Genomic DNA, 24,428 nt, shown 5'->3' on the forward strand with positions numbered 1-24,428 from the left:
GGCCTCAGCCTCGCGTGAGCTTCTTGTAGGTGGCACGGTGCGGACGGGCCGCGTCCGGGCCGAGACGCTCGATCTTGTTCTTCTCGTACGACTCGAAGTTGCCCTCGAACCAGTACCACTTGGACTCGCCCTCGTACGCCAGGATGTGCGTGGCGACCCGGTCGAGGAACCAGCGGTCGTGGGAGATGACCACGGCCGCGCCGGGGAACTCCAGCAGCGCGTTCTCGAGCGAGGACAGGGTCTCGACGTCGAGGTCGTTGGTGGGCTCGTCGAGGAGCAGCAGGTTGCCGCCCTCCTTGAGCGTCAGCGCCAGGTTCAGGCGGTTGCGCTCACCACCGGACAGGACACCGGCCGGCTTCTGCTGGTCCGGGCCCTTGAAGCCGAACGCGCTGACGTACGCGCGGGACGGCATCTCGACCTGGCCGACGTTGATGTAGTCCAGCTCGTCCGACACGACCGCCCAGAGGGTCTTCTTGGGGTCGATGCTGGCGCGGGACTGGTCGACGTAGCTGATCTTGACCGTGTCGCCGACCTTGACGGAGCCGGAGTCCGGCGCCTCCAGGCCCTGGATCATCTTGAAGAGCGTGGTCTTGCCGGCGCCGTTGGGGCCGATGATGCCGACGATGCCGTTGCGCGGCAGCGTGAAGGACAGGTCCTCGATGAGGACCTTGTCGCCGAACGCCTTGGAGAGGTTGTTGACCTCGACCACGATCGAGCCCAGACGCGGGCCCGGCGGGATCTGGATCTCCTCGAAGTCCAGCTTCCGCATCTTGTCCGCCTCGGCAGCCATCTCCTCGTAGCGGGCGAGACGGGCCTTGGACTTGGTCTGGCGGCCCTTGGCGTTGGAGCGGACCCACTCCAGCTCTTCCTTGAGGCGCTTCTGGCGCTTCTCGTCCTTGCGGCCCTCGACCTTGAGACGGGCGGCCTTCTTCTCCAGGTAGGTGGAGTAGTTGCCCTCGTAGGGGTGCGCGCGGCCGCGGTCGAGCTCGAGGATCCACTCGGCGACGTTGTTCAGGAAGTAGCGGTCGTGGGTGACGGCAACGACGGCGCCCGCGTACTTCGAGAGGTGCTGCTCCAGCCAGTTCACCGACTCGGCGTCGAGGTGGTTGGTGGGCTCGTCGAGGAGGAGCAGGTCCGGGGCCTCGATCAGCAGCTTGCAGAGCGCCACGCGGCGCTTCTCGCCACCGGAGAGGGTGGTGACCGGCCAGTCGCCGGGCGGGCAGCCCAGGGCGTCCATGGCCTGCTCCAGCTGGGCGTCCAGGTCCCACGCGTTGGCGTGGTCCAGGTCCTCCTGGAGCTTGCCCATCTCGTCCATGAGGGCGTCGGTGTAGTCGGTCGCCATGAGCTCGGCGACCTCGTTGAAGCGCTTGAGCTTCTTCATGATGTCGGCGGCGCCGTCCTGGACGTTCTCCAGGACCGTCTTCGACTCGTCGAGCTTGGGCTCCTGCATGAGGATGCCGACGGTGAAGCCGGGCGACAGGAAGGCATCGCCGTTGGACGGCTGCTCCAGGCCCGCCATGATCTTCAGAACGGTGGACTTACCGGCACCGTTCGGGCCGACCACACCGATCTTCGCGCCGGGCAGGAAGTTCAAGGAGACGTCATCAAGAATCACCTTGTCGCCGTGCGCCTTGCGCGTCTTGCGCATGGTGTAGATGAACTCAGCCAAGAGAAACCGTCCGGCAGATCGATGGGTGGGCAGATACACCCCATCTTGCCGTACGTCCATCCCCCGGGGGAAACCCGTATGGTCCCCGGAGCCCCGCCCGGGGCGGCCCTCCGGAGGGACTTCGGGCAGGTCAGCGGAGGCGGAGGGCGCCCGGGACCTGCCCCTCGAAGATCTCCGTCAGGAAGTCGAACAGCGTCGGCCTCCGGCCGGCGCGCGCCCGCGCCGGCTCCTCGGCGACGCGCTCGCGGTCCGTCGGGTGACAGCGCGTGAGCACGCCTTCCGGTCAGCGGGCGGTCCCGGGGTGGCCGAGCGCCCGCCGGGGCGCCTCGTGGTCGCGCCGCCCGATCGCGAAGTCGCCGTTCTCGGGGGCGCCGAAGCCGCCCCGGAGGCGGTCGTCGAGGCTGTCCGGGTTCCGCCCGGGGCAGCCCCCGGGGCCGTAGACGGATTCAGCCGTCAGCGGCCGGAAGTCCTCCGGCGTGCCGATCCGGCTGCCGTCCGGTACGTAGACCGTCGTCAGGTCCCCGACCCCGAAGGCTCTCCCGCAATCCCCGGCGGGCGTACGACGCCGGCTACGGCGCCCCGCCGCGCTGTCGGGGCGCCCGAATGCGCCCGGTTTGGGGCGCCGCTGCGCCTTGCGGTGCACCGCACCTGACGCCGCGCGCTGATCCACCGGGGATGACGGGACAGCCCTCGGGGCGGGGACGCGGAGCCGCGGGCACCTTTTCAGCGGGGGCGGTAGACCGTCAGGGCGTCCGGGAGGACGTCGAGGACGAGGGCGGCGGGAGCGTGGGCGTACTCCCCGTCGTAGGCCAGCGGGGTGCCGGCCGGGATCTCCGCGATGCGCAGGCTGCGCAGGCGGGTGGCCGTGTGGACGGGGGACCGGCTCAGCGGGCCCGTGAGCGCGACGGCGAACAGGCGCGGACCGGGGCGGCCGCCGCCGTGGACGAGGCGGACGTCGAGCAGGCCCTCGCCGAGGCTGTCGCGGCGGCGGGGGGCGGGGCCGGTGCCGTGGTAGGTGCCGTTGCCCGCGAAGAGCAGCCAGACGCTCCTGGGCCTCCCGGCCAGCCGGAGCCGTACGGGGCGCTCCGCGCGCAGCACCTGCCAGGCGGCCAGGAGCGCGGCGGGCCCGCCGCCGATCCAAGGCTCCCAGCGCAGGCGGTGCCGCAGCAGCTCCGGGTACGCGCCGATGCTGAAGGTGTTCAGGAAGTGACCGGAGCGGCCGTCCTCGGGGTCGGGGCCCGGGGTGAAGCGGCCCACCGCGGCGCGGACCGCTTCGCCGGCGGCGAGGGCGCGGCAGGTGTCCTCGGCTCCGGCGAGGCCGAGGTCCAGGGCGAAGTGGTTGAGCGTGCCGCCGGGGAACACCGCGAGCGGCACCCCGGCCCGCAGGGCGGCGGTGGCGGCCGCGTTGACCGTGCCGTCGCCGCCGCACACCCCGAGCACGGTGGCCCGGGCGGCCGCCGCCGCCAGCTCCGCGGGCAGCTCCGGGCCCTTGCACTCGACCACCTCGGCCTTGGGCAGCCGGGCGCGCAGTACGCCGAGCCCCGCGTCGGCGGCCGTGCCCGACCCGTTGTTGACCACCACGGTGAGCCCGGCCCCGTCCGGCAGCGCCGGCGCCTCGGTGGCCGCCCGCTCGTCGCCCGGCACGACCCGCGCCTCCCCGACGCCGCGTGCGAGGCGGCGTACGACCAGGCCCGCGGCCACGCCCAGCGCCGCCCCCGCCACCACGTCGGACGGGTAGTGGACCCCCGTGTACACGCGGGAGAACGCCACCGAAACGGCCACCGGGGCCAGCGCGGCGCCCCAGCCGGGCGCCTCCAGAGCCAGCCCGGTGGTGAACGCGAACGCCGACGCCGAGTGCCCGGACGGGAACGAGGTGGTCTGCGGCTGCGTCACGAGCCGCCGTACCTCGGGCACCCCCTCCAGCAGCGGCCGGGGGCGGCGTACGGACCACTTGCCGACGGTGTTGACGGCCGCCGAGGCCAGCGCCAGCGAGGCGGCTCCACGCAGCGCCGCCCTGCGGGCCCCGGCCGAGCCGAGGACGGCGATCGCCGCGGCTGCCCCGCCCCACAGCACCCCGTGGTTCGCGGCCCGCCCGAGTCGCGGCAGCATCCGGTCGGCCGCGGGCCAGTGCCGGCGGGCCACCTCGTCGAACAGCTTCCGGTCCCACCGCGCGGCAGCGCCCCGCCAGGTCAGCTCCTGATCGGCCATTTCCTGCACTTACCCGGACCCCCGCCCCCGGAATCAGCACCCCCGCCAACCGGCCGTACCCCCGATCGACCGGATGCCGGGACTCCCGGGCAACCGGGCAACCGGGCAACCGGGCAACCGGGCAACCGAACGATCGGAGCACCGGAGCGACCTCATGGGCAAGGTGCCGCTGCCCCAGGGCCCCCTCCCCGAGGGCGTCCGGTCGCTCCTAGGGCTGGTCCTCCTCGTCCAGCGGGCGCTTGCGGAGCAGGAGCACCACCAGGCCGCCCAGCACCACCAGGCCCACCGCCAGCGAGGCGATGACCGGGGTGGCGGCGGAGCTGCCGCTGGTGGCGAGCCGCTCCTCGTCCGTGGTGGACTCCGACGAAGCCGCTGCCGCGGCCGCGCCCTGGGTCACGGCGGGCGCTTCGCCGGTGGTGCCCTTCTCGGCCACGACGGGCTGCGGCCAGACGGCGCTCGCCTTGGCCGCCGTCGCGGACTCGCTGGAGCCGGCCACGATCTGCGCCTGGGCCGGCACCCCGCTGGTGAAGACCCGCCCGACCGGCACCTTCGTGGAGCCCTGGACGGTGACCGAGGCCGCGCCGTCCGGGGTGCCCGCCGGCACCTCGAAGTACAGCCGGCTCCCGTTGGCCGCGGTGGTGAGCGGTCGCCCCTCGGCGTCCACCACCCGCACGCCCATGGCCACGGCCGCCGCGTCCGGGGTGACCGTCACGCTCTGCGCCCCGGTCCGCACGGTGACCGGCCCGAGGCGGGTGCCCACGGGCCCGGACACGCTCTCCGGGTCCAGCCCCAGCGAGGCCGGCGGCTCCGGGAGCTTGCCCGCCGACCGCTGGAGGTAGTCGGCCAGCTTCTCCGCCGCCGGGTCCGCGGCCTCCACCTGCGCCCCGTCCGCGAGCCGCCAGATCGCGACCTGGGTCCCGGCGGCCGCGCTCTCGGTGGTCAGGGCCCCGGCCCCGGCCGCCTTGGCCAGTCCGGCGAGATCGTTCAGCTGCGGATAGGAGTGCTCGAGGACCCAGCGGATCCGGCCCGCTTCCCCGTTCCCGGCGAGCAGGCTGCCGCTCCAGCCGCTCTCCCTGTACCGGGCCTGCGGTTGGGCGTTGCCCGCCACGCCGACCCCGTAGGTCTGGAGCATCCCGCCGCCGTCGACCCGCATCTCGTACAGCCCGGCCGGAATCTGCCGGACCGACCCGTCCTTGCCGTGCAGGACCGCCTGCCCGTACGTCTTCAGCCCGTCCAGCACGGCGCTCGCGCCCTCCGGTGTCCGGGGCGCGGGTGTCCCGGAGTCGGCGGCCGCCCGCGCGGCCGGGGCGGCGGCCAGGGCCGCGGCGAGCAGAGCCGCCGCCAACGGCCGCCGCGCCGAGGCCCGTACAGGCGCCACGCCCGCAACAGGAGCGGCGGGCACGGCAGGCCCAGACGCAACAGGAGCGGCGGGTATGGCGGAAGCGACCGCAGCAGTGAGCGAAGAAGGAACGGAATCAGGAGCGGAGGATGCGGGAACGGCAATCGACACAGTCTTCCCCTTCGGGCCAATGACCCAGGTGCCCGTGAGTATCGGGGAATCCTAACCGCCTCGAACACTCAGACCACCGCCGCCTTCTGAGAGGCCATCAGCGGGGGGTCGGCCTTGACGACTCTCCGGAATGCCGCCGTCCCCCGGTTCAGGTCATGGCCGACGGCCATCGCGTCGATCTCCGCCGAGAACCACCGGTTGCCCTCCCCGTCGGGCGGATCCTCCCGGACCCGCAGCCGCCCGTGCACCACCAGCGGCTCGCCCACCGCGACGGAACCGGCCAGGTTCACGGCGAGCGTGCGCCGCGCCCACACGGTGTAGAAGCTGGTGGACCCGTCCGTCCAGGCGTCCTTGCGCCGGTCGAAGTACCGCGGCGTCACAGCGAACCGGAACCGCGCCGACGGCCCGTTCACCGTCTCCTTGTAGTCGATCTGCGTGGCCACACAGCCGACCAGCGTCACCAGGGTGTCGTTCATCCCGGCGGCCCTCCCCCGCATCCGTACCCGCGCGGACCGTCCGCACGAGGTACGAACCATGCTGGCCCGGCCTCCCGATTCCCGCTCCGGCCTGTGGACTACTCGCGGGTTGTGGACAACTTCGTCCCCCCTGCGGACACCGTCGCGTACTGCTCGCGCACCTCCCGGTAGCGCAGCAGCTCCGCCGCCACCGGCTCCAGCACCCGGGCCCGCCCGCAGCCGGCCGCCGCCTGCCGCAGCCGCCGCTCCGCGTCCTGCCCGTACCGCCGCGCCGGGCCCCGGGCCGCGATCGAGCAGGTCCACTCCACCAGCGGCCCGCCGACGATGCCCGCCACCATCAGCAGCACCGGCGGCATCAGTCTCGGCTCCAGGACCCCTGCGATCTGCCCGACCAGCCACAGCCCGCCGTAGACCTGCAGCAGTGTCATCGCCGCCTGCGCCAGCACCGCCGCCGGCCACCACGCCGGCCGCGGCGGCTTGGCGCCCGGTACCGCGACGGCCGGCCCCAGCGTCACCGCGATCTCGTCCAGCGCCTCCGGGAGCTGCTCGGCGCCGCGCACCGCGGTCTCCCGCACCGCCTGCGCCCAGGGGTCGGGCAGTCCGTCGGCCGCCGCGTCGGCGACCGCCCGTACGGCCTGTTCCACCCGCTGACGCGCGGTCACCTCCTCCTCGTCCGGCGCTTGCGCGGCCGCGGACCCCCGGCCGCCGATCACCGCCAGGGCGGCCAGCGTGCGCGGGGCGCGCCGGTTCTCGTACCAGCGCCACAGCCGCAGCCACGGGGTGCCGCACGCCTTGCCGGCATTGCGCCGCCAAGCCCGCTCGGCGGCCAGCCCGGCCGCGTACGCCCCGACCGCCTCCGCGAGCTGGTCCTCGAACTCGGCGCGCGCCGCCTCCCCGATCTCCGGCCCCGGATGGCCGTCGGCCACGTACAGCGGGCGCAGGCGCACGGCGGCCCGGTCGACGTCGGCGCAGATCCGCCGGGTCGCGGCGCCCTTCTCCTGGGTGAACTGTGCGAGGAGGTCGCGGAGTTCCCCGACGCCCTCGCCGGTCAGCGCCGACAGCCCGAGGACGGTGGCGCCGGGCTCGTCGTGCTCGCCGAGGGCGATGCCGTCGTCGTCCAACAGCCGCCGCAGGTCGTCCAGTACGAGGTCCGCCGACTCGCCGGGCAGCCGGTCCACCTGGTTCAGCACGACGAACGTCACCTCGGCGTGTCCGGCCAGCGGCCGCAGGTACCGCTCGTGCAGCACCGCGTCGGCGTACTTCTCCGGGTCGACCACCCACACCACCGCGTCGACCAGGGCGAGCACCCGGTCCACGTGGTCGCGGTGGGCGCGCACCGCGGAGTCCAGGTCCGGCAGGTCCACCAGGACCATCCCGCGCAGCGCCCCGGCCTCCGAGGTCTCGCGCGGCCGGCGGCGCAGCCTGCCCGGGATCTCGAGGCGGTCGAGCAGCCCGGCAGCGCCGTCCGACCAGCTGCACGCGATGGGCGCGGCGGTCGTCGGCCTGCGCAGCCCCGTCTCGGAGATCTGCACTCCGGCGAGGGAATTGAAGAGCGTGGACTTGCCGCTTCCGGTGGCTCCGGCGATCGCGACGACCGTGTGCTGCGGCGACAGCCCGCGCCGCGCGGCCGCCTCGTCGAGCACCCGGCCGGCCTCGGCGAGGGTCTTTCCGTCGAGCCGGGTCCGCGAGAGCCCGACCAGCTGGCGCAGCGCTTCGAGGCGCGTGCGCAACGCCTGTCCCTCGGGGCTGAGCGGCGGCGAGGGCGCCTTGCCCCCGTCACTCCCGGCGCCGGAGACGGCACGGAGGAGCGCGTCGTCGCCCTCGTCCCCGCCGTCTCCGTCCTCGACGTCGATCCCGCCGACGCCGACGCGGCGCGAGCGCGCGATGAATCCGTCGTCCCAGCGGTCGTCGGTGCGGTCGGTCACGGCGGTCACCGCGTCACCTCTCCTTCTGCAGTAGGGACAGCGCGGCGATCAGTTCGGCCTGGGGTTCCGGGGTCACCTCGAGCGCCTCCAGCGGGGCCAGCCGGCGGTCCCGTTCGGCGCGCAGCACCTGCTCCAGGTGCTGCGCGACCAGTTCGCCGCCCCGGTCGCGCAGCCGTACGGCGGCCTGTACGCCGATCCGCTCGGCGAGCTTCTCCCCGGCGGGCCGGGCCCGCTTGCCGCCGAGGAGGGCGGCGACCAGCAGGGCGGCGACCCCGTCGGGGTGGGGCGCGGGCTGCTTGTCGATCCGGGACACCTCGTCCTCGGCGAGTTCCTCCAGTACGCGCCGCCAGCGCCGTACGGCCATGCCGATGCGTTCCCCCGCCTCCCGGTCGGGCCCGGGCAGCTGCACCGCCCCGGCGGCCGGCTCGCGACGCCAGGCCTCGGCGATCCGCTCGTCGGCGGCGGCCACCGCGCACTGGAGCAGCGCGGCGAGCGACTCGGCGAGCGAGTCGAGCAGTTCGTCGGCGCTCGTGTCGAGGGGGTAGCCGCGCCACCGGGTCAGTGCGTCCCCGGCCAGTACGGCGCCCTGGTCGAGGCGGCCCCGGACCCGCTTGCCCTCCCTCTTGTACGCGTCCTCCACGGCCGAGGTCAGCCGTACGGCGGCGGCGTACTGGGCCGCGACGGCGGATGCCAGTTCCGGCATCCGGCGCCCGAGGGAGTCCAGCGCGCCGAGGGCGGTCCGCCCGACGGCGTACTGCCGGGCGGCCGGGTCCTGCGCGTGGTGGGCGAGCCACGCGAACAGCGGGGCGACGGCGCTGGCGGGCAGCAGCCCGCCCCCGCCGGCCGATTCGGGCAGCTCGGGCACCGTGAACCGCGGTACGTCGCCCAGCCCGGCCCGGGTGAGCAGCGCCCCGTACTGCCGCGAGACCTCGGCGAGCACCTGGTGGGGAACCCGGTCGAGGACGATGATCAGGGTGGCCTTGTACTGCTTGGCGGTGCGCAGCAGATGCCAGGGCACGGCGTCGGCGTACCGCGAGGCGGTGGTGACCATGACCCAGACGTCGGCGGCGCAGATGAGCTCGGCGGCGAGTGTCCGGTTCTCGACCACGAGGGAGTCGATGTCGGGGGCGTCGAGGATGGCGAGCCCGCGCGGCAGGCCGGCGACGGTCTCGATCCGCAGCTCGCGGGTGGCGGCGGTGTTCCCGAATGCGCGCGGGGAGCCGCGGTGGGGGGCGGGGAGCGGGTCGTCGTCGCCCGGCGGGGCCCAGACCCGCATCAGATCGGGGAGCACCCGCATTCCGGCGAACCAGTGATGATCATCCGGATGGCAGACGAGCACGGGGATGCGGGTGGTGGGCCGCAGTACGCCGGCCTCGCTCACCTGTCGTCCCACGAGGGAGTTGACGAGAGTGGACTTACCGGCCCCGGTGGACCCGCCGACGACGGCGAGCAGCGGCGCCTCGGGCGCCTTCAGCCGGGGTACGAGGTAGTCGTCGAGCTGCGCGAGCAGCTCGGCTCTGGTCTGACGGGCGCGCGGGGCGCCGGGCAGGGGCAGCGGCAGACGCACGGACGCGACCCGGTCGCGCAGGGCGGACAGGGCATCGAGCAGCTGAGGCCGAACATCCAAGGTCACCACATGCGAAGAATGCCCAATTTGGGCCCATTTTTGAAGCTTATACGCCCTCTGCGCGCCGATCGCGACTCCAGTGGGACCTTTTGGACACAGCGGACGAGTGGGGCGCAGGCATAACGAGTGCACAACACCAGGGGTGCCGCGGCGCAAAAGCGGTGCGAGAATCGCACCTGCCTGCGATTATCGGGACCGCTTCACCGAACCTCCACATCGTGTCACGCGGGTGAAGCAACCGGGACAAGGCAACCGGAGCCCTATCCTTGACCCGGCACGGACGACAGTCCCACCCCCACCCCGGGGCTCCAGGCCACCACGGCCACCTTCCGGCCCCCGTAGCTCAGTGGATAGAGCAGGTGCCTTCTAAGCACTTGGCCGCAGGTTCGAGTCCTGCCGGGGGCACTCTTCACGCTCCACCTCAAGCCCTCCCCCCGGGGAGGGCTTTCGTGCAGGTCAGGGGCACCATTCCAGGTCCGCTGCGTCAGCCGTACAGCCCCCGGGCCGCCCTCGGCGTGGGCTCGGGACGGTCCGGGTGTGTCCGGCTGTCACCGGGTTTCTACGGGTGGCTGCGGAGAATACGCGGTGAAGTTTTCTGGGCCCTCTCAGGTCTAGGCGCCCACCTCCGGCAGGTCCCCACCCTCCTCGATCCGCCGCTTCATATCGGCGAGCTGCCCGTTGATGCACCGGGCGTAGGTCGCCAGGAGAACCGGGACGCTGTTGCCGGCCCAGTCAGCTACTTGGGCCGGCGGGATCCCGCCGTTGAGCCAGTTCGTCAAGCAGGTGTTCCGCAGGTCGTACACCCTCCTCCCGAGCGGAGACCCGAACTCATGCGGGGTCAGAACCTGCTCGCGTGCCGTACGCCAGGCTCGGCGGATGACAGAGCCCGCGAGCATGTCCCCCTTCTCCCCCTGGAACAGCAGGTCACCCGGCTTGAGGCCCTCTCGCTCAACGTGCTCACGCAGGATCCTGGTCAAGGCCGGACGGCAAGGCACGGACCTCATGTCGTCTGCAGCCCGGCCTTTGAGTCCCCGCTCTTCGTGGATCTCGCCCGAATCCGTCCAGTTGCCGCCCACCTCGGGCTGAGCTGTATGGATCAACACTTCGCCCCATTGGTCCACGTCTCCCTCCGCTGGCAGACGCGCATCGGCGACGGCCAATGCCACCGCCTCCTCAGGGCGAAGGCCCAGGTAGTACAACGTGGCGAAAATGGCGTGAAGTCGCTCTCCCCCGCGGGGGCGCCGGCGAATCGCGTCCAACAGGCGGGCGGCCTGTTGCGGGTTCACGAGAGATCGCTTGTCCACAGCCGAGGAGGTCTTTGGGGAGGTACCTCTCCCCTTCGGCAGCGGGTTCTCGCGAAGGATCCGCTGCCTTATCGCATGCTCCATCGCAACGTTGAGAACCCGTGTGGTGCGCTTGACAGAGCTCACTGCGACCGGCTTCCCGTCCAGCTTGGCCGAAAGGGCACTCAACACGGCCTCCACTTTGGCCGGATCTTCCCAGACCGCCATCGACTGCGTGTTCCGCTCTACCCATCTGAGGATCGCGAGCATCTCCGGCGAGGCGTGGTCGCGACGCTTCACGTTGAAGGCGAACTCGCGCAGCGCCGTACGTACATCGACCGCGGCCAGGTGACTCGGCACCGGAGCGCGCAGCAGGGCGATGGTGGCCGCCATCAGAACCTTCGCGACAACCTTGCGATTGTTGGCGGACGTGCGCGCCCACTGGGCATCGGCGAACTGCACTGCGAATCCGTACCAGTCGACGGCACTCGCCGTGGACTGCTGCGAGAGCGGCCGTCCCGTCGTGGTGCTGAAAGCCTCACCACGACGGGCAGCGACAACAAGCTCCGAGCGGAAAGACTCTGCGAGAGCAGCGGTACCGAACGGCTGCCGCCACTCCCGTCCGTCCAGCTCCCAACGAACGGTGTGCGTGGTCTTGCGGGTGCCCTTGTAAACCGAGGTCTTCCAGAGCTTGATGTTGAACGTGCTGTCCATCAGGCAGCGTCCTCACAGTCGTTGAGCCACGCTTCCAGGTCGCCCCGTCGAACGCGAAGGTCACCATTCGGGAGCTTGATGCAGCGCGGGGCCCGCCGCTTCTGCCGCCAGTCGTAGAAGGTCGACCGCGAGACGCCGAGTTCGTCGCAGACCTCGGGGACAGTGAGCATCCCGCGCTTTCGGGTGTGGTTGGTCAAGGCCGCCTCCAAGGCTTCGCTCTGGCCTTCCTGTCAGGTCCGCTACCTCCGCTACCTCCGCTACCGCCCTGGTCAGGGGCGTGATCGAGGTAGCGGACAGGGGTAGCGGTAGCGGATAGATGCGCTACCGGCCCCGGGCAGGTGCCGCGGGGCTGGTAGCGGGGGTAGCGCTCAGGTAGCGGACGTGTGGAGGCTGTCCGCTACCTTTTCGGTGCCGTTGACCTGCGGAGTAGCGGAGGTAGCGGAGGTAGCGGACTCTCCGGGGGGCGGAGGGCAGTACCGCTGCCACGCGTCATGGAGATCTGCGGCGTAGTACCCCTTCAGGACCCCGCCTCCGGTCTTGATGTTGCGGGCCTTGATCGGGGTGTTGGCCCCGGTCATGTACTCCCCGAGCAGCTTCGACAGCGCCCGGGAGTCGAGCGGCCGGCCGCTCATGTCAGCCCAGGGTGCTTCATCGAGGGAGCAGAGCCGGTCCAGCACGGCCACGGTTGGCAGCCGGTCGATGCCGTTCAGGACGTGGTCGCGGAGATCGCTCAGCAGTCGGATACCGATGCTGCCTTTGTCGTCGACCTTCGCCGCGTTCACGAGCTCCAGGCACGCGGCGCGGGCCCGCGCAGGCCAGTGCCCTCCGGCCGCGTCTGCAACCGCGAGGAGCGGCTCCCACACGTCCGCCGGCCGGTCGGTGACCTCCGGCGGCATCTCGGGCCACGCGTCCTGGACGCGCTCGCGGACTGAATCGGCCCATTCCCCCAGCCGCTTGCGCAGCGCGTTCCCTTCGGCTTCGTTGGTGCGCTGTCGGTAGGGCTCGACCTTCTCGTTCCGGGCCCGGCGGCGCATGCGGATGATGACGGAGCGGGTCAGGATCGTGTCCGGCAGCGAGCCGAGGCCAGCCACCGCGACCGCACAGAACGAGGGAAACTCCTGTACCTGCTGATTGGAGCCGTCCCCAACGCACCGGTACATGACACCGATCCGGCGGTATCCCGCGTTCAGGAACCCGCGGAGCTGTTCGTTCTCCCCTGCCTTGGGGCCGAACACGGTGTCGATCTCGTCGAAGAGGATCGTGGGCCTGGCCTCCAGCCCGGACACCGCCCGGAACAGTGCGGAAGCGGACGCATTCACGGCGACCATCGGCTGAGGCACGAGGGTCTCTACGATCTCCAGGGCCCTGGTCTTGCCACTCGCCGGTTCCGGGGAGAGAAACGCAAGCCTCGGCGTGGAGTCGAAGCAGTCGAGCAGGTGCGTGTGCGCATCCCACAGCGTGACCGCCACGAACGCGGCTTCGGTGGGGAAGACGTTGAACCGGCAGTGGAACGCCTCGATCTCGTCGAGCAGGGCGGCCCCATCGATGGTCTGCTGCGCGGTCATGCGGCATTCCTCCTGTCATCCAGGGCGTGCCACCGGGGCACGGTCGAGTGCGGGTCAGGGCGAAGAGCTGAACGGACGCCCTGACGGGCGACGACCCTCGGCGCCCCACTGCCGGCTGCAGCGGGGGCCGGTCCGGCGAAGCTGATGCCGTCCGGGGTGCTGGTGGGGCCTTCCAGGCGGGGATGGGGGTGGGTGCTCATGCCGTTTCCCGGGGCCGGGCCTGGCGGATGGAGCTATCGAGTGCGCTGCGGATGGTGGCGCGGCACTCGGCGACGGTGAGTTCCCGCGCCTCTCCCGCCGCTTGGAAGGCCTCCTCCACTTCGTGCCGGGGGAGGTCGCCCCACGCGACGAAGCGCCCCACCTTGAAGGCGCTGCGGTTGAGGGTGTTGTTCGCCTGCTTCGGCGGCGCAGTTCGCACCGCCTCGCATTCGCGTTCCAGGGCCGCGCTCGCGGCCAGGGTGCCGCTGACGGCCGGCAGCCTCAGCGGTGTAACCCTGGCAGCGGGCTTGGGCGGTTCGAGCAGGTTGGGGAGCCACGCGGGCAGTTCCGCCACGGGGGCGGGGTTGATGACCTCGTACGCCCCCATGGGGGTGGTGCTGCCGGGGGCGACGACGTAACCGCCGCAGGCACGGGTGTCGATCAGCGGGCCAAGCCTGCCCGCGGTGTTCCCGAGCCGGAGTCCGGCCGGGGCGGTGAAGTACAGGTGCTGCCCGCCGCTGGGGGTCCGCACCCGGTAGGTGGTGGGGACGGCCTGCCCGGCGCGCTCGCAGAGCGCCTCGAAGGTCGCCGCGCCGTCAGGCGCGTCCTTCTTGCTGTTCGGCTTGGGCTTGTCTAGATCCACCACGAGCAGCCCGGCCGGGCCGGTGGCGATGCCGACGTTGTACGGCTTGTGGGACCAGCAACGGACGATCGCGCCCCGGTCGGTGGTGGCGCGCTGCTCCCACTTCACGTGCCCGCCCAAGCACGGGCCTGTCAGGGTGCACTGTTCCTCGCCGTGGAGGGCGGGCCGCTTGTCCCCCAGCCGGAGGGGAAAGACGGGCCAGCCGCGGGCGGCGGCAGTGAGGGCTGCGGCTAACAGCGAGGGCTGCAGGTCTCGCGGGACGGAGGTCAGTTGGGTCATGCTGGATGTCTCCAGTTCTTGTGCAGGCTGGGAGACGAGGGCGGCCCGGCTTTGGCGAGACGGGGCCGCCCTCGGCGTTAGTGGCGGGTGTGGTCGGTGGCCAAGGCGGTGAGGCGCGTGGCCTCCTCCGGGGTGGTGTGGCTGTAGCGGATCCGCACGCCGCATCCGGGGTGAGGGCAGCGAACGGTGCGTTTGCCGGCGAGCAGGGCGGCGGCACCGGCGATGCGCTCGCTCAGAGACAGCGTGGTGCGGTGCATCAGGCACTCCTCAGTGAGGGCGGGTCATGCGGCGAACAGTTCGAGGGACCCGTCGTCCGGGCCGAGCGGGCGCAGTTCGGTGACTTTGGTGGGGTGCAGCGTCGGGGTGTTGGGGCCGTCGTTGTGGAAGCGCCAGGTCCCGACGTCGTGCTGCGGCTGGTCCTTGACGGGGAGCGTGTAGCGGCGCGGCTCGTCCGGGCTGGTGGCGTTCCAGTCCTCGGCGCACACCTTGTGGACGGCTTCGCTCGCGTGGGAGCGGAGCGGGGTGGGCCTGCTACAGAGCACGCAGGGCAGGTCCCGGGTTCGGTCGTAGTGGCTGGCGTCGCCCCAGTTGAGGTACTGGTACGCGGCCATGCCCGGCTACCGGTGGCCGATGCTGCCGTGAGCCCGACCGAAGAGGCCGGTTGCGGTGACGTGCTGCGTGATGTGCGCGGAGGCCGGTGCCTGGCGGGTACGGCCGAGGAGGAGAGCGGCGCCGCCAGCGGCGATGAGGGCTACGGCAGCCCAGAGGGCTTGGGTCAGGGCGATCAGGCCCGGGGCTGCGTAGGCGAGGCCGATCGAGGCGGCGGCGATGCCGCCGCCGACGGTCGGGGCGAGCAGGGCGGTGGTCTTCGCCCACATCGGGATCCGCTGGACCGGAGCCGGGACCGGCACCGTGGGGGCGATGGAGGTGTAGGCGAGGGTCCGGGCGCCGCTGGGGAGGGTGACGTACTGGACGCCGGGCGGTATCTCGGCGGGCAGCATCCGCGGCTCGGGCAAGGCGGGCGGGTAGAGGACACCCTCCCCGTACCGGAGGGGCACGGGCTGCGTCTCGTGGGACATGGCAGGGCTCCCTGGGGAAGAAGGGCGGGGCCCGTGCCGGATGGCTCGGGCCCCGCTCGAATGTGGGTGTCAGGGGTGTCAGGTCGGGGTGTCAGACGCGTCAGACACCCGTCTGACACCCCTCGCGTACGCGTATGACCTGTGTTTTGGCGCTGTTCGCTGTCAGGGGTGTCAGACGCGTCTGACGCGTCAGGCCGCGATCCGGTACGGGACGATCCGGTAGCGGCCGACCTCTTTCGTCTCAGCCAGACGGCCCGCCATGACGAACGCGGCAACCTGTCCGGAGACCCATGAGCGGGAGCGGCCGTGGCGGTCGCAGTGCTCCATGAAGTCCGCGGGGCGGACCATCTCGCGGCCCTCCTCCTCGAACTCGTCGAGGAGGTCCTCCATCGCGGCCCGGGCCTCGGCCAGCGTGAGCTTCACCCGCGGCGCCTCCTCGACGGACTGAGTGAACTCGACGACACTCTCGACCTCGGGCAGCTCCGCCTCGGGGTCGGTGAACTCCTCCTCGTCATCCTCGGCGTCGTACACGTCGCCCTCCGGGCCGTCGTAGTCGTCCTCGTCACCGTCGTAGCCGTCTTCGTCGTAGCTGCCGTCCACGTGGGGCTCCAACTCGGTGCCTGGCAGGGGATGACGGGTGCGGGCGGTGAACGCCCGGTCCACGGCACGGGCAGCCGCCCCGGCGGTGACCGGATCGATCTGCGCCCGCACATCGGCGAAGGTGAGAACGACCCACTTGAGGTAGTCCACGCTGCACAGGTGATCGCGCAGCGGCGTGGCCCAGGTGTCCTCGGGGATGCCGTTGGCGACCAGGTAGGAGTAGCCGGGCTTCTTGTCCTTCCAGACGTGCGGGGCCGCACCCGCGTCCAGGACCTCACCGTCGAGGGCGAACTGTGCGTCGCGTTCGGTGCGCACCCCGTGGCACCAGGAGGAGCCGAGGGAGGCGCGGGTGTCGGTGGAGACCTGGTTGCCGGATGCGCGCTGCATGGAAATCACCACGGAGACCCCGGAGGAACGGGCCTCCTGCGCGATGCCGGTCAGCGCGTCCTCGTCGATCTCGCGGAGTAGCTTGGCGGCCTCCTCGAACCAGGCCACCAGGTAGGGCATGCCGGGCGCCCCGTCGGCCTGGACCTCGGCGCACGCGGGTTCCCACTGCTTGTAGCCGTACTTCGCCAGCCACGCGGTACGGGCCGGGATGACAGCCTTGAGGGCTTCGACCATGGCCACGGTGGAGGGCATGTCGAGTGCGGCCCAGTCGATCGCCGGAAGGAGCGGGCCCAGGGTCTGGTCGGCCTTGGCCGGGTCGGACGCCCACACCACCACGTCGCGGCGGGTGAGGATCTCCGCGAGAGCGGTCAGGCCGCCCTCGGACTTTCCAGAACCGGTCATGCCCATGAGCAACAGCATCATGGCGTTCCGGGCAGCCTTCGGATCGCCGGGGAACCACATCGGCACGGGCGTGCCGTCCTCGTAGATCCCGACGATGACCGCGTCCGCGATCGAACCGCCCGGGCTGGACGGCCCCGGGCAGGGCACGGTGTTCTTGAGCAGGTCCAGCGGCACCACCGTGAGGGTGACCCGCGATGCAGAATCCGGGTTCTCCTGGACGCGGATGGCGTTCTTCGGCACGTCCAGAGCCCCCGCGATGCGGGTGATGTTCTTCGAGACGTCCTCGGGAGTCAACTCTCCGCGCGGGAGCTGCAGGTCGAAGGACGCTTTGTTCGGGCCGACCTCGGAGCGGACCACCTGCGTCTTGGCCAGCCCGACCTTTTCCAGGAACCCGCCATCCGCACCGGCGCTGGGTCCGTCGACGTTGCGGCGCAGGATCTGGCGGATGTTCCACGACAGGGCCAGCGCCGGGGCGCCGATGAAGTACAGCTCCCCCAGCGGCCCCGCCGCCGGCCCCGCGATCGCCGCCGCCGTGAACCACGAGGACGCAGCGGCAACCGTCACCGCGGAGTGCAGGCGCCGCTGCTGCGTGGTGGAGCGGCCGGCCCACCAGGTCAGCCCGGTCAGGCCGACCGAAGCGAGGGTGAGACCAGCGGTGACACCGGCCTCACCGGACCAGAAGTAATGGGCGGGCAGGGAGGCCAGGCCGACGCCGAGGCCGGACAGCCACGGGGGAAGGTGCGGCTTCGCGCGGTGGAGCAGGTACTCACCGACCCCGCCCCCGTCGCCGTGGGCGGCGCGCAGCCTCTCGTCGTGCTGCTGATCCTCGGTCTTCGTGCTGGACATGGCCTGACCTCCTTGCCGGGCGGTGGTTAGGAGCCGAAGTCGAAGCGCCGGCCGCCCTGGCGGGGCCGCTTCGACTGGTAGGGGGCGAGTTCGGGATCGAACTCCCGCTGGAACGCTGCATACGTCGCGGCCAGGTTCTTCGCGGTGTCCCGGGCGTCCTCGGCGGCCTTCTGCAGCCGCTTCGACACCCGGCGGGCCCGCATCCGTGACCCGAACGGCCGCCCCTCGGGATCCGGGACCTCCTTCAGCACCGCGTTCAGCAGCTCGGCGGCGTTGGCCAGCTCGAACGACATCTGCAGGAACAGCCCCCGGCCGCTCTCGCAGTAGTTGCGGATGTCGACGTTGTTGAAGAACTCCGGGTCACCCAGCGGGCTGTGAACCCGCCCCCCGGCGCGCTGGCCCCGGCCCTGACCCGCAGGCCCGCCCTGCTGGGCTCCGCCGCCGCGGGCGCCGCCGTTGTTGTCGTTGATGTGGAAGTGGTACTCGCGCGACTTGCTCCGGTTGGTCGTCCTCGACCGGCCCGCACCGCCCTGGCCGCCGGGGTTCTGCTGCCCGCCGCCCTGCGGGGTGGTCCGGCGCTGACCGCCCGTCGGAGGGTTACCGGGACGCTGCGCGCCGATGCCGCTGGTCGGCATCCACGAGGAGAAGTCGGCCATCAGCTGTGCCCCTTAGAGGTGGTGCGGCCGGAGGTCAGCCACAGGATCTGAACGGTGAGGGTGGTCAGCGACCAGAGGCCCATCAGCGCAGCGCTCGCGGGCCCGAACCACAGAGCCAGCGACAGCCACCCGAGCCCGGCCAGAGCCAGGACGGCGAGGGCGATCCGCCAGGCCCACACGGTCCGGCCGGCCGGGCGGGTCTTGGCCATCCAGGCCAACCGGCCGAGCGGCACGAGACCGGCCGCAGCGGCGATCAGGCCCGTCCACGGGGCGAACAGGTGCAGGATCGCGGCCAGCACGAGGAGCGCGGCGGCAATGCCTGTCGGGGCCCAGGCGCGGCGGTGGCGCCACATGAAGCGGCCCGTCGCCATCGTGGCGCGGGCGGTGAGGGTGGGGGGTTCGGAGACGACGACGATGACCGGCGGCACCTGGCGGCCCCGGCCCCGCTGCCGGGGGATGTGCACGGTCGTGGGAGCGGCGGCCTGAGCGGCCTGCGAGCGGCTACGGCGAGACACAGCGGAACTCCTTCGAGGCAGAGGGCAGGGTTCAGGCGGCGCACTGTTCGGTCAGGTCATGGCAGGGAACGCACATGCCGAGCGCTACGGGTATGACGTATCCGGCATCACGCCGGCAGGCGGGACAGCAGCGGCGGGCCGCATTCGCCCGCTCCAGCGCCGCCCACCGGGCAGCGGTCATCGGACGGACGGGCTTGGCTCGGTCGACCCGGTAGAGATAGGCGACCATCGGACCCCGCAAGCGGCGCGGACGCTCCACCTGGGCGGCCACGTCCTGACCACCCGGCCGGAGCCCAGCGGCACGGAGCTGACGGCGGGTGGCCAGGCCCTCGGGGGCTAGGCGCCACCGGTAGACGGGGAGGACGGCCGATGTCACGACGTGACCCCTTCAAGGACGGGGGCAGCGGCGTGTCCGGCCTCACGCAGTTCCTGGTAGCGGGTGGAGGTCCAGCCGATCGACCAGCCGGTCAGCTCTGCGGCGGCCCTCACGGGCAGCCCGGCCGTGAACGCGGCCTGGACCGTGCCGCGGGCCCGGTCCTCGGGAAACTTCTCCTCGGCGGGTCCGGCGGCGAGGAGGGCCGCGCGTTCACGCTCAGCCTGCTCGGCAAGGGCCTGCCGTTCATGGCGTTCACGCTCACGCCGTTGCCGGGCCTCCTGCTCGCGCTGCTGAGCGGCCTGGAGTTCACTCAGTTCACGCTCGTGCTCACGCTGTTCAAGCGCGCGTGCACGGCGTTCACGGTCCTCCCGCTCGGCACGCTCGGCGGCCTCGGCGCGCTCCCGGTCTTCCCGACGGATCCGGTCCTGCCGCTCGTTCTCCTCGCGGAGCAGCCGGGCCTCGTGTTCACGCTGTTCACGAGCGATCAGCGCCTCATGGTCACGGCGTTCACGCACCCGCTGCTGCCGAGCCTCCTCACGGTCCAGAGCAGCCTTCTCACGGGCCTGCTGCTCGGCCTGCTCCGTGGCTTCCACCGCCAGCACCGCGGCCGTCAGAGCCCGCCGGTAGGCGAGGCCGGCCTCAGCCGTCACGATCAGAAGCAGCGGCGCAACTGAATGAACCGCAACCCCGACCAGGTCCCCGACCAGCGCAGATGCGGCGATGTTCAGCGCCAGCGTCATCGCCCCGGTCATCCAGCGCAGTGCCACCGGCCAGCCTCCGGCATGCCCGCCGAGACGAGCCAAGACCGAGTCCAGCCGGACCACGATCACCACGGCGGCATCCACGACCAGCGGCAGGATCGGAGCCGTCCAGTCCCACTCATCCGGGGTGTGGGCCGCCATCAGCGGCGTGACCGTCAGGACCGAGTACAGCATCGCCCCGGACACGATCAGCCACATCCCGGCGGACAGTGCGCGCTCTGCTGAACGGACGTGAACGGCGTTCATGCCGCACCTCCATCACCCGGCAGGAGATACGCCCCGTTGCTCGTGCGGCGGACATCAACAGACGCGATGAGCAAGACCGGCGAGCCCGGGTTGAACGGATCCACCCGGTCCTCCAGCCACTCCCACTCACGGTCGGGAAGGATCTCGTAGCCCAGATCGGCCAGAGCCTGAGCCCGGTCGGCCAGGGTCGGAATCGAAGCGGCCCGCGACCAACGGCGCTCCGGCCAGCTCGACACGCCCATGAGCGCGACGTACAGGCGCCAGGCACCACCGCTGTTCGACATCTGCGCCCGGAACATCAGGCCACCTCCGGCGAACGGGCGCCCGCCTGGTTGGTCAGGTCCCGGCGGGCAGCCAGCACCCGGTTCCGCGCCCGGCGCAGCCGCCGCTCGTCCAGGTCCGAAACGGGCCGGTCCAGCAGCATGATCTGTACGTCCAACAGCTCGACCTCGGCCGAGATGACGGTCATCTCAACCTCGATCGCGTCCAGCTCCGCGGCTGTCGGCTCACGGTCGAACTCCTCGGCGGCCGTAACAACCGCCTGAACAGCACCGATGAACTTCATTGGGTCTTGCTCCTCTCACACAGGAACGGGCCCGAACAGCGGCCCTGGTGTTCCAGCACCGGGGCCGCACGTAGTTGGGGCAGCTGCTCGAATCCACGAACAGCCACGGCCGCCGACGCCCGGCGTGCAGGGTCGGGCGTCGGCGGCCGTGGTCGTTGGTGAGGGTCGGACTGGGCTTCGCACGGCGCCGCTCGATCCGGGGGCGGTCCGAGTCCCCGGAGGTCATGGCAGCCAAATGTCTGGCCGTGCGGATCTTTAGAGCCGATGGCGTGTCACCCCTTCGGGGCGTGGGGACCGGTTGTGACGCGGGCCCGTTCTCAGTCGGCTGGTCTCCACTCGCATCGGCCGGTGCGGTCACGGCCGTCCTGCTGCGGTGGATCACGCTGTGGAGTTGTTCGACGCTTCCCTCGGCCGACCTTTCGGGGGCCTCAGGGCACGGCGTTGCATGCCAAGCAGTCAGTTCTCCAAGAGGACCGATGCAGTACCTCTATTACAGGTATCACATCGGCATCCGTCAAGCGCACTGGCGGACCCTCTTGGCTTCGCGCCGGAACTTCTTGGCGCACCATCAGAATCAGTGCAGGTAGGGGGCGTTGTTTACCCCTGCCCTGGACACCTGCCGGGGCATCTGGCTACCTTCGAGAGATCCCAAGACGTCCCAGCGGGGGTGGAGATGTCCAACGAACGCTTACGGTCAGCCCTCTTGGCACAGGGCAAGACCTTGCAGGACCTCGCCGAAGCGATCGACGTCAATCCGAAGACGGTCGAGCGCTGGATCACCCAGGACAAAGTCCCGTACCGCCGGCATCAGTACGCCACGGCCGCGTTCCTCAAGGTTGACGTCACGACCCTGTGGAACGACTCCCGCTCGGTTGAGAGCGCAACGGACCTGAGCAAGGCCGAGATCCTTACGGTCTATCCGCACCGCCACATGGTGCCCACCGGCCTGTGGCGCGAGATCTACGAGCGCGCTGCGAAGCACGTCGACGTCCTCGTGTACTCGGGGCTGTGGCTGTCCGAGGACCCGCAGTTCCACGACCTGCTGAAGCGGAAGGTCCAGGGGAACGCCCAGGTACGCATTCTGCTGGGAGACCCTGACTGTCGCGCAGTTGAGCAGCGCGGCATTGATGAGGGCCACCGCATCATGAACGGCAAGATTCGCAACGCCCTGATGAACTATCGGCCGCTCTTCGCCAGCCATCCGGACATCGGCTTCCGGCTGCACGACGCGACCCTGTACAACTCCCTTTTCCGCGCCGACGACGAGATGCTCGTGAACACCCACGTCTACGGCATCGGGGCGTACATGGCGCCGGTTCTCCACCTGCGGCGGCTTCCTGGCGGCGGTCTCTTCGACACGTATGCGAATAGCATCGAACAGACCTGGGGAGGCGCGCGCCAGGTAGCCGACCACGACATCACGGGAGCATGAGCATGGGACGTATCGACTACCTCCACGACCCTCAGGCGCCGGCGGCCAACTCCGTCGTGCCCTCCGTCGTGGCTTTCGTGCAGAACGACGAAGGTCAGGTGCTCGTGATCCAGCGCTCCGACAACGGACGATGGGCCCTTCCGGGCGGCGGCCACGACGTCGGTGAATCGATCAGCGACACCGTGGTGCGCGAGGTCTGGGAAGAGACCGGGATTAAGGCCGAGGTGGTCGACATGTCAGGGATCTACACCGACCCCGGACACGTCATGCTCTACGACGATGGCGAGGCCCGGCAGCAGTTCAGCATCTGCTTCCGGGCCCGGCCGATCGGCGGAGGCATCCGTACGAGTAACGAGACGACCCAGGTGCGTTGGGTGGATCCGGCCGAACTCGCGGCGTTGGATATCCACTCGACCATGCGCCTGCGCATCGAGCACGCGATGGATGCGTCTCGTAGCGCGCCTTACATCGGCTGACACTTGGCCGCGGCCAAGCGCTCGTGCACACGTGCACAGCTCAGCAGGATCTCGGGCTCCGCACGGCGGATGAACATCCCGATCAGGCTGTCCGGGCCGTACCGTCCAGCGATCTCGTCCACCCGGTCCACGGGGTTGGTGGGGGCGCCGTCCGGGGTGGTGTTCATGTCACAGAAGCAGAGCGCATCGGCCAGCTCAGGGGCCTCACGCGGGAACTCGTCCTCAAGTTCTTCCCGGAGCCCCCGGGCTTCCGCCTCCATCCACGCGCAGGAGTGGTGAGCAACCAGTCGCACCACCCGCTCGTCCGCACCGGCCGTGTCCCGGAGGTACCGGGCACCATCGAGGGGGTGGAACCCCGTCTTGGCGAGGGTGGAGGCGTAACCGATGTCGTGCAACACCGCCGCAGCCTCCAGCAGCTCAGCGTCCGCACCCAGAATCGGCACCAACTTGCGAGCCCTCCCCGCGACCCCGAGGGAGTGCTGCCACCGGCGCGGGAGTTCTTCAGCCAGCAGCGACTCCGCGAGCGGGTAAGCCCATTCCGTCAGCGTTGTGGTGCTCAAGTCTTCGAGTCCTCCTCCTGGTTCGGAACAGCCCGAACCGTTCGCCGCTTGCCCTGTCCACCCTCGCTCAGCACTCCCGCGGCCTCAAGCTGCGTCAACGCTTTGCTGATGGTTGGCCGGGACGCCCCAAGTCGCGAAGACAGCTCGCCTGCGCTCAGAAACGCTGCCCCGACTTCCAGCCGCTCAGACACGATGAGTGCCGCCACCCGCTCAGCCAGCGGCCGCCGGTCCGTACTCTGCCCTTCGCGGACCACGCGCCACCGAGCACCGGGCACCGGCTCGGCTACCCCCTCCTTCTGGAGCACCTGAAACGCCCTGAGCGCCACGCCCCGTGAGACGCCATAGGCGTCCATCACTTGCGACAGCGACGGCAACTCCGTCGTCTCCGGCTCAGACTCGATCTGGGTCTTCAGCGCGTCAGCGATCCTCAAGAAGGTCCCGCGAGGGCTGGCCTGATCCGACACTTGATCTCCCTATCTGCTCCAGACGTCGGCGTTAACACTCGCATAAACGACTGGGGCCATCATCGCCAGCCAGCAACTGGTACCGGTGCCCACTCCGCGCTTCTAGGGGACCGAAGGGCAGCGAACCCTTCCCTACCTCATCAAAACCGCTCGCCCCGCACGGCCCGGCTCCAGCGCCGCGACCCAATGCTCCTGTCTGCGCCGCGCTTCGGGGCACCAGATGCAAGACGCTGGCCCGCAGGGGCTGGGGCGGCCAGCTCCGCGGCTTAGCCGCCTCCCCGTACCGGGAACGCGCGTTGCCAAACCGGCTTCGAGGAAGCCCGTTCTCGACGAACGGGCTTCCTGAGCAAAGACTCTGACAGAGCCAAATTAGGCGGACCCGACTTGCGACCTACCGTCATGCACCTTCTACTGGAAGTTAGCGCCGGGACAAGACTGAATCACCTTCACCCCATGGCAACACCCCACGGGGAGGGTTCAAATGTCCTCAAATGTACTGCCGGTTATAGCATCCGGAACAATCGGCGCAGCGGCTGCTCTGCTAAGCCAATATTTGTCCAGCCGAGCAGCTCAGGCCCGCCACAAGATGGATTTCGCTCTCAAGAAACGAGAACTGTGGAACTCTTTCATCTTGCCGGCGGCCACTCTCCGTTCCGGCGCCTACGAAAAGATATATGACCACCTACAGGCCGCCGCGGAGGCAAGAAAGCTGAGCATTGAAGATTACAAGCTCATTCGGCGCCAGCTAATTTATCTCCCTAAAGACACGAAAAATTCCCTGGTGAGTACCCTGACCCGGCTGCTACGAGCAGTACGAGAGGCGGACGAAGAGGCCGTCATCCACTGCATTGCAGAAGTTGAACTCATACAGGGAGAGCTTCGACGCTTGCTGGGCCTGGAAGCGATAGAAAAATACGTCGACCATCTGTCAGATGAACCCACAACATAGAGAAACGGCAGGATTTC

Annotated in this window: 27 protein-coding genes and 1 tRNA gene; 4 read left to right on the forward strand and 24 right to left on the reverse strand. The window is 70.6% G+C overall.

The window, feature by feature from the left end:
* Positions 1–4 precede the first annotated feature (4 nt).
* From ettA to AB0I68_RS09130, 8 genes are all read right to left on the reverse strand, one after another.
* On the reverse strand, positions 5–1,669 hold the full coding sequence (ettA, locus tag AB0I68_RS09095; RefSeq protein ID WP_363176560.1) for an energy-dependent translational throttle protein EttA: 1,665 nt from the start codon (positions 1,667–1,669) through the stop codon (positions 5–7).
* Positions 1,670–1,799: 130 nt separating this feature from the next.
* Positions 1,800–1,943, reverse strand: a complete 144-nt coding sequence (locus AB0I68_RS09100; RefSeq protein ID WP_363176561.1) for a hypothetical protein — start codon at positions 1,941–1,943, stop codon at positions 1,800–1,802.
* 9 nt (positions 1,944–1,952) lie between these two features.
* The gene (locus AB0I68_RS09105) at positions 1,953–2,339 is read right to left on the reverse strand and encodes a hypothetical protein (protein WP_363176562.1); all 387 of its coding nucleotides are present in this window, start codon (positions 2,337–2,339) and stop codon (positions 1,953–1,955) included.
* A gap of 53 nt (positions 2,340–2,392) precedes the next feature.
* Positions 2,393–3,877 (reverse strand): phosphatase PAP2 family protein, encoded by a 1,485-nt coding sequence (locus AB0I68_RS09110; RefSeq protein ID WP_363176563.1) that lies wholly within the window; start codon positions 3,875–3,877, stop codon positions 2,393–2,395.
* 208 nt (positions 3,878–4,085) lie between these two features.
* Positions 4,086–5,255 (reverse strand): thioester domain-containing protein, encoded by a 1,170-nt coding sequence (locus AB0I68_RS09115; RefSeq protein ID WP_363176564.1) that lies wholly within the window; start codon positions 5,253–5,255, stop codon positions 4,086–4,088.
* Positions 5,256–5,455: 200 nt separating this feature from the next.
* The gene (locus AB0I68_RS09120) at positions 5,456–5,863 is read right to left on the reverse strand and encodes a single-stranded DNA-binding protein (RefSeq protein WP_363176565.1); all 408 of its coding nucleotides are present in this window, start codon (positions 5,861–5,863) and stop codon (positions 5,456–5,458) included.
* 98 nt (positions 5,864–5,961) lie between these two features.
* Positions 5,962–7,797 (reverse strand): YfjP family GTPase, encoded by a 1,836-nt coding sequence (locus tag AB0I68_RS09125; protein ID WP_363176566.1) that lies wholly within the window; start codon positions 7,795–7,797, stop codon positions 5,962–5,964.
* Between the two features lie 4 nt (positions 7,798–7,801).
* A complete protein-coding gene (locus AB0I68_RS09130; protein ID WP_363176567.1) occupies positions 7,802–9,415 on the reverse strand; it encodes a GTPase domain-containing protein in 1,614 nt (537 codons plus the stop codon).
* 332 nt (positions 9,416–9,747) lie between these two features.
* Here AB0I68_RS09130 and AB0I68_RS09135 point away from each other — a divergent pair.
* A tRNA-Arg gene (locus AB0I68_RS09135) sits at positions 9,748–9,820 on the forward strand.
* 206 nt (positions 9,821–10,026) lie between these two features.
* Here the strand turns inward: AB0I68_RS09135 and AB0I68_RS09140 are convergent.
* The 14 genes from AB0I68_RS09140 to AB0I68_RS09205 form a co-directional block, all read right to left on the reverse strand.
* Positions 10,027–11,412, reverse strand: a complete 1,386-nt coding sequence (locus AB0I68_RS09140; protein WP_363176568.1) for a site-specific integrase — start codon at positions 11,410–11,412, stop codon at positions 10,027–10,029.
* A complete protein-coding gene (locus AB0I68_RS09145; RefSeq protein WP_266673038.1) occupies positions 11,412–11,582 on the reverse strand; it encodes a helix-turn-helix domain-containing protein in 171 nt (56 codons plus the stop codon). The genes AB0I68_RS09140 and AB0I68_RS09145 overlap by 1 nt, the downstream gene beginning before the upstream one ends.
* A gap of 198 nt (positions 11,583–11,780) precedes the next feature.
* A complete protein-coding gene (locus AB0I68_RS09150) occupies positions 11,781–12,977 on the reverse strand; it encodes a DUF3631 domain-containing protein (RefSeq protein WP_363176569.1) in 1,197 nt (398 codons plus the stop codon).
* A gap of 196 nt (positions 12,978–13,173) precedes the next feature.
* Positions 13,174–14,097, reverse strand: coding sequence for a bifunctional DNA primase/polymerase (locus AB0I68_RS09155; RefSeq protein ID WP_363176570.1), 924 nt, complete (start codon positions 14,095–14,097; stop codon positions 13,174–13,176).
* Positions 14,098–14,174: 77 nt separating this feature from the next.
* Positions 14,175–14,354 carry a hypothetical protein gene (locus AB0I68_RS09160; protein WP_363176571.1) on the reverse strand — a complete coding sequence of 60 codons (180 nt, stop codon included), beginning with the start codon at positions 14,352–14,354 and terminating at the stop codon, positions 14,175–14,177.
* Between the two features lie 24 nt (positions 14,355–14,378).
* The gene (locus AB0I68_RS09165; RefSeq protein ID WP_363176572.1) at positions 14,379–14,708 is read right to left on the reverse strand and encodes a hypothetical protein; all 330 of its coding nucleotides are present in this window, start codon (positions 14,706–14,708) and stop codon (positions 14,379–14,381) included.
* Between the two features lie 6 nt (positions 14,709–14,714).
* The gene (locus AB0I68_RS09170; protein ID WP_363176722.1) at positions 14,715–15,098 is read right to left on the reverse strand and encodes a hypothetical protein; all 384 of its coding nucleotides are present in this window, start codon (positions 15,096–15,098) and stop codon (positions 14,715–14,717) included.
* Positions 15,099–15,365: 267 nt separating this feature from the next.
* A complete protein-coding gene (gene traB, locus AB0I68_RS09175; RefSeq protein WP_363176573.1) occupies positions 15,366–17,411 on the reverse strand; it encodes a plasmid transfer protein TraB in 2,046 nt (681 codons plus the stop codon).
* A 26-nt stretch (positions 17,412–17,437) separates the two neighbouring features.
* Positions 17,438–18,067 (reverse strand): plasmid transfer protein TraA, encoded by a 630-nt coding sequence (gene traA, locus AB0I68_RS09180; protein ID WP_363176574.1) that lies wholly within the window; start codon positions 18,065–18,067, stop codon positions 17,438–17,440.
* Positions 18,067–18,582 carry a hypothetical protein gene (locus tag AB0I68_RS09185; RefSeq protein WP_363176575.1) on the reverse strand — a complete coding sequence of 172 codons (516 nt, stop codon included), beginning with the start codon at positions 18,580–18,582 and terminating at the stop codon, positions 18,067–18,069. The genes traA and AB0I68_RS09185 overlap by 1 nt, the downstream gene beginning before the upstream one ends.
* Positions 18,583–18,613: 31 nt before the next feature.
* Positions 18,614–18,958 carry an RRQRL motif-containing zinc-binding protein gene (locus tag AB0I68_RS09190; RefSeq protein WP_363176576.1) on the reverse strand — a complete coding sequence of 115 codons (345 nt, stop codon included), beginning with the start codon at positions 18,956–18,958 and terminating at the stop codon, positions 18,614–18,616.
* The gene (locus AB0I68_RS09195; protein ID WP_363176577.1) at positions 18,955–19,965 is read right to left on the reverse strand and encodes a DUF2637 domain-containing protein; all 1,011 of its coding nucleotides are present in this window, start codon (positions 19,963–19,965) and stop codon (positions 18,955–18,957) included. The genes AB0I68_RS09190 and AB0I68_RS09195 overlap by 4 nt, the downstream gene beginning before the upstream one ends.
* On the reverse strand, positions 19,962–20,264 hold the full coding sequence (locus AB0I68_RS09200) for a DUF6303 family protein (protein WP_363176578.1): 303 nt from the start codon (positions 20,262–20,264) through the stop codon (positions 19,962–19,964). The genes AB0I68_RS09195 and AB0I68_RS09200 overlap by 4 nt, the downstream gene beginning before the upstream one ends.
* The gene (locus AB0I68_RS09205) at positions 20,264–20,530 is read right to left on the reverse strand and encodes a DUF6284 family protein (protein ID WP_363176579.1); all 267 of its coding nucleotides are present in this window, start codon (positions 20,528–20,530) and stop codon (positions 20,264–20,266) included. The genes AB0I68_RS09200 and AB0I68_RS09205 overlap by 1 nt, the downstream gene beginning before the upstream one ends.
* A gap of 673 nt (positions 20,531–21,203) precedes the next feature.
* Between AB0I68_RS09205 and AB0I68_RS09210 the strand changes: the two genes are divergently transcribed.
* Positions 21,204–21,962: a helix-turn-helix transcriptional regulator gene (locus tag AB0I68_RS09210; protein ID WP_363176580.1), complete on the forward strand. Its 759-nt coding sequence runs from the start codon at positions 21,204–21,206 to the stop codon at positions 21,960–21,962.
* 2 nt (positions 21,963–21,964) lie between these two features.
* Positions 21,965–22,438 (forward strand): NUDIX domain-containing protein, encoded by a 474-nt coding sequence (locus tag AB0I68_RS09215; protein WP_363176581.1) that lies wholly within the window; start codon positions 21,965–21,967, stop codon positions 22,436–22,438.
* Here the strand turns inward: AB0I68_RS09215 and AB0I68_RS09220 are convergent.
* Positions 22,426–22,998, reverse strand: coding sequence for an HD domain-containing protein (locus tag AB0I68_RS09220; protein WP_363176583.1), 573 nt, complete (start codon positions 22,996–22,998; stop codon positions 22,426–22,428). The genes AB0I68_RS09215 and AB0I68_RS09220 overlap by 13 nt on opposite strands.
* Positions 22,995–23,462: a GntR family transcriptional regulator gene (locus AB0I68_RS09225; protein ID WP_363176584.1), complete on the reverse strand. Its 468-nt coding sequence runs from the start codon at positions 23,460–23,462 to the stop codon at positions 22,995–22,997. Before AB0I68_RS09225 ends, AB0I68_RS09220 begins: the two co-directional genes overlap by 4 nt.
* 481 nt (positions 23,463–23,943) lie before the next feature.
* Between AB0I68_RS09225 and AB0I68_RS09230 the strand changes: the two genes are divergently transcribed.
* Complete coding sequence (locus AB0I68_RS09230; RefSeq protein WP_363176585.1) at positions 23,944–24,411, forward strand: hypothetical protein; 468 nt, start codon at positions 23,944–23,946, stop codon at positions 24,409–24,411.
* Positions 24,412–24,428: the final 17 nt, after the last annotated feature.

This window comes from Streptomyces sp. NPDC050448 (genome assembly GCF_040655295.1).
Lineage (GTDB): Bacteria > Actinomycetota > Actinomycetes > Streptomycetales > Streptomycetaceae > Streptomyces.

Coding starts and splice junctions, on each gene's coding strand:
- AB0I68_RS09145 (WP_266673038.1), bottom strand. CDS start 11,582: ATGCTCACTGTCCCCGAGGTCTGCGACGAACTCGGCGTCTCGCGGTCG.
- AB0I68_RS09215 (WP_363176581.1), top strand. CDS start 21,965: ATGGGACGTATCGACTACCTCCACGACCCTCAGGCGCCGGCGGCCAAC.
- AB0I68_RS09140 (WP_363176568.1), bottom strand. CDS start 11,412: ATGGACAGCACGTTCAACATCAAGCTCTGGAAGACCTCGGTTTACAAG.
- AB0I68_RS09160 (WP_363176571.1), bottom strand. CDS start 14,354: ATGCACCGCACCACGCTGTCTCTGAGCGAGCGCATCGCCGGTGCCGCC.
- AB0I68_RS09195 (WP_363176577.1), bottom strand. CDS start 19,965: ATGAACGCCGTTCACGTCCGTTCAGCAGAGCGCGCACTGTCCGCCGGG.
- AB0I68_RS09230 (WP_363176585.1), top strand. CDS start 23,944: ATGTCCTCAAATGTACTGCCGGTTATAGCATCCGGAACAATCGGCGCA.
- AB0I68_RS09205 (WP_363176579.1), bottom strand. CDS start 20,530: ATGAAGTTCATCGGTGCTGTTCAGGCGGTTGTTACGGCCGCCGAGGAG.
- traB (WP_363176573.1), bottom strand. CDS start 17,411: ATGTCCAGCACGAAGACCGAGGATCAGCAGCACGACGAGAGGCTGCGC.
- AB0I68_RS09155 (WP_363176570.1), bottom strand. CDS start 14,097: ATGACCCAACTGACCTCCGTCCCGCGAGACCTGCAGCCCTCGCTGTTA.
- AB0I68_RS09120 (WP_363176565.1), bottom strand. CDS start 5,863: ATGAACGACACCCTGGTGACGCTGGTCGGCTGTGTGGCCACGCAGATC.
- AB0I68_RS09110 (WP_363176563.1), bottom strand. CDS start 3,877: ATGGCCGATCAGGAGCTGACCTGGCGGGGCGCTGCCGCGCGGTGGGAC.
- AB0I68_RS09200 (WP_363176578.1), bottom strand. CDS start 20,264: ATGTTCCGGGCGCAGATGTCGAACAGCGGTGGTGCCTGGCGCCTGTAC.
- AB0I68_RS09170 (WP_363176722.1), bottom strand. CDS start 15,098: ATGCTGCCCGCCGAGATACCGCCCGGCGTCCAGTACGTCACCCTCCCC.
- AB0I68_RS09150 (WP_363176569.1), bottom strand. CDS start 12,977: ATGACCGCGCAGCAGACCATCGATGGGGCCGCCCTGCTCGACGAGATC.
- AB0I68_RS09165 (WP_363176572.1), bottom strand. CDS start 14,708: ATGGCCGCGTACCAGTACCTCAACTGGGGCGACGCCAGCCACTACGAC.
- traA (WP_363176574.1), bottom strand. CDS start 18,067: ATGGCCGACTTCTCCTCGTGGATGCCGACCAGCGGCATCGGCGCGCAG.
- AB0I68_RS09210 (WP_363176580.1), top strand. CDS start 21,204: ATGTCCAACGAACGCTTACGGTCAGCCCTCTTGGCACAGGGCAAGACC.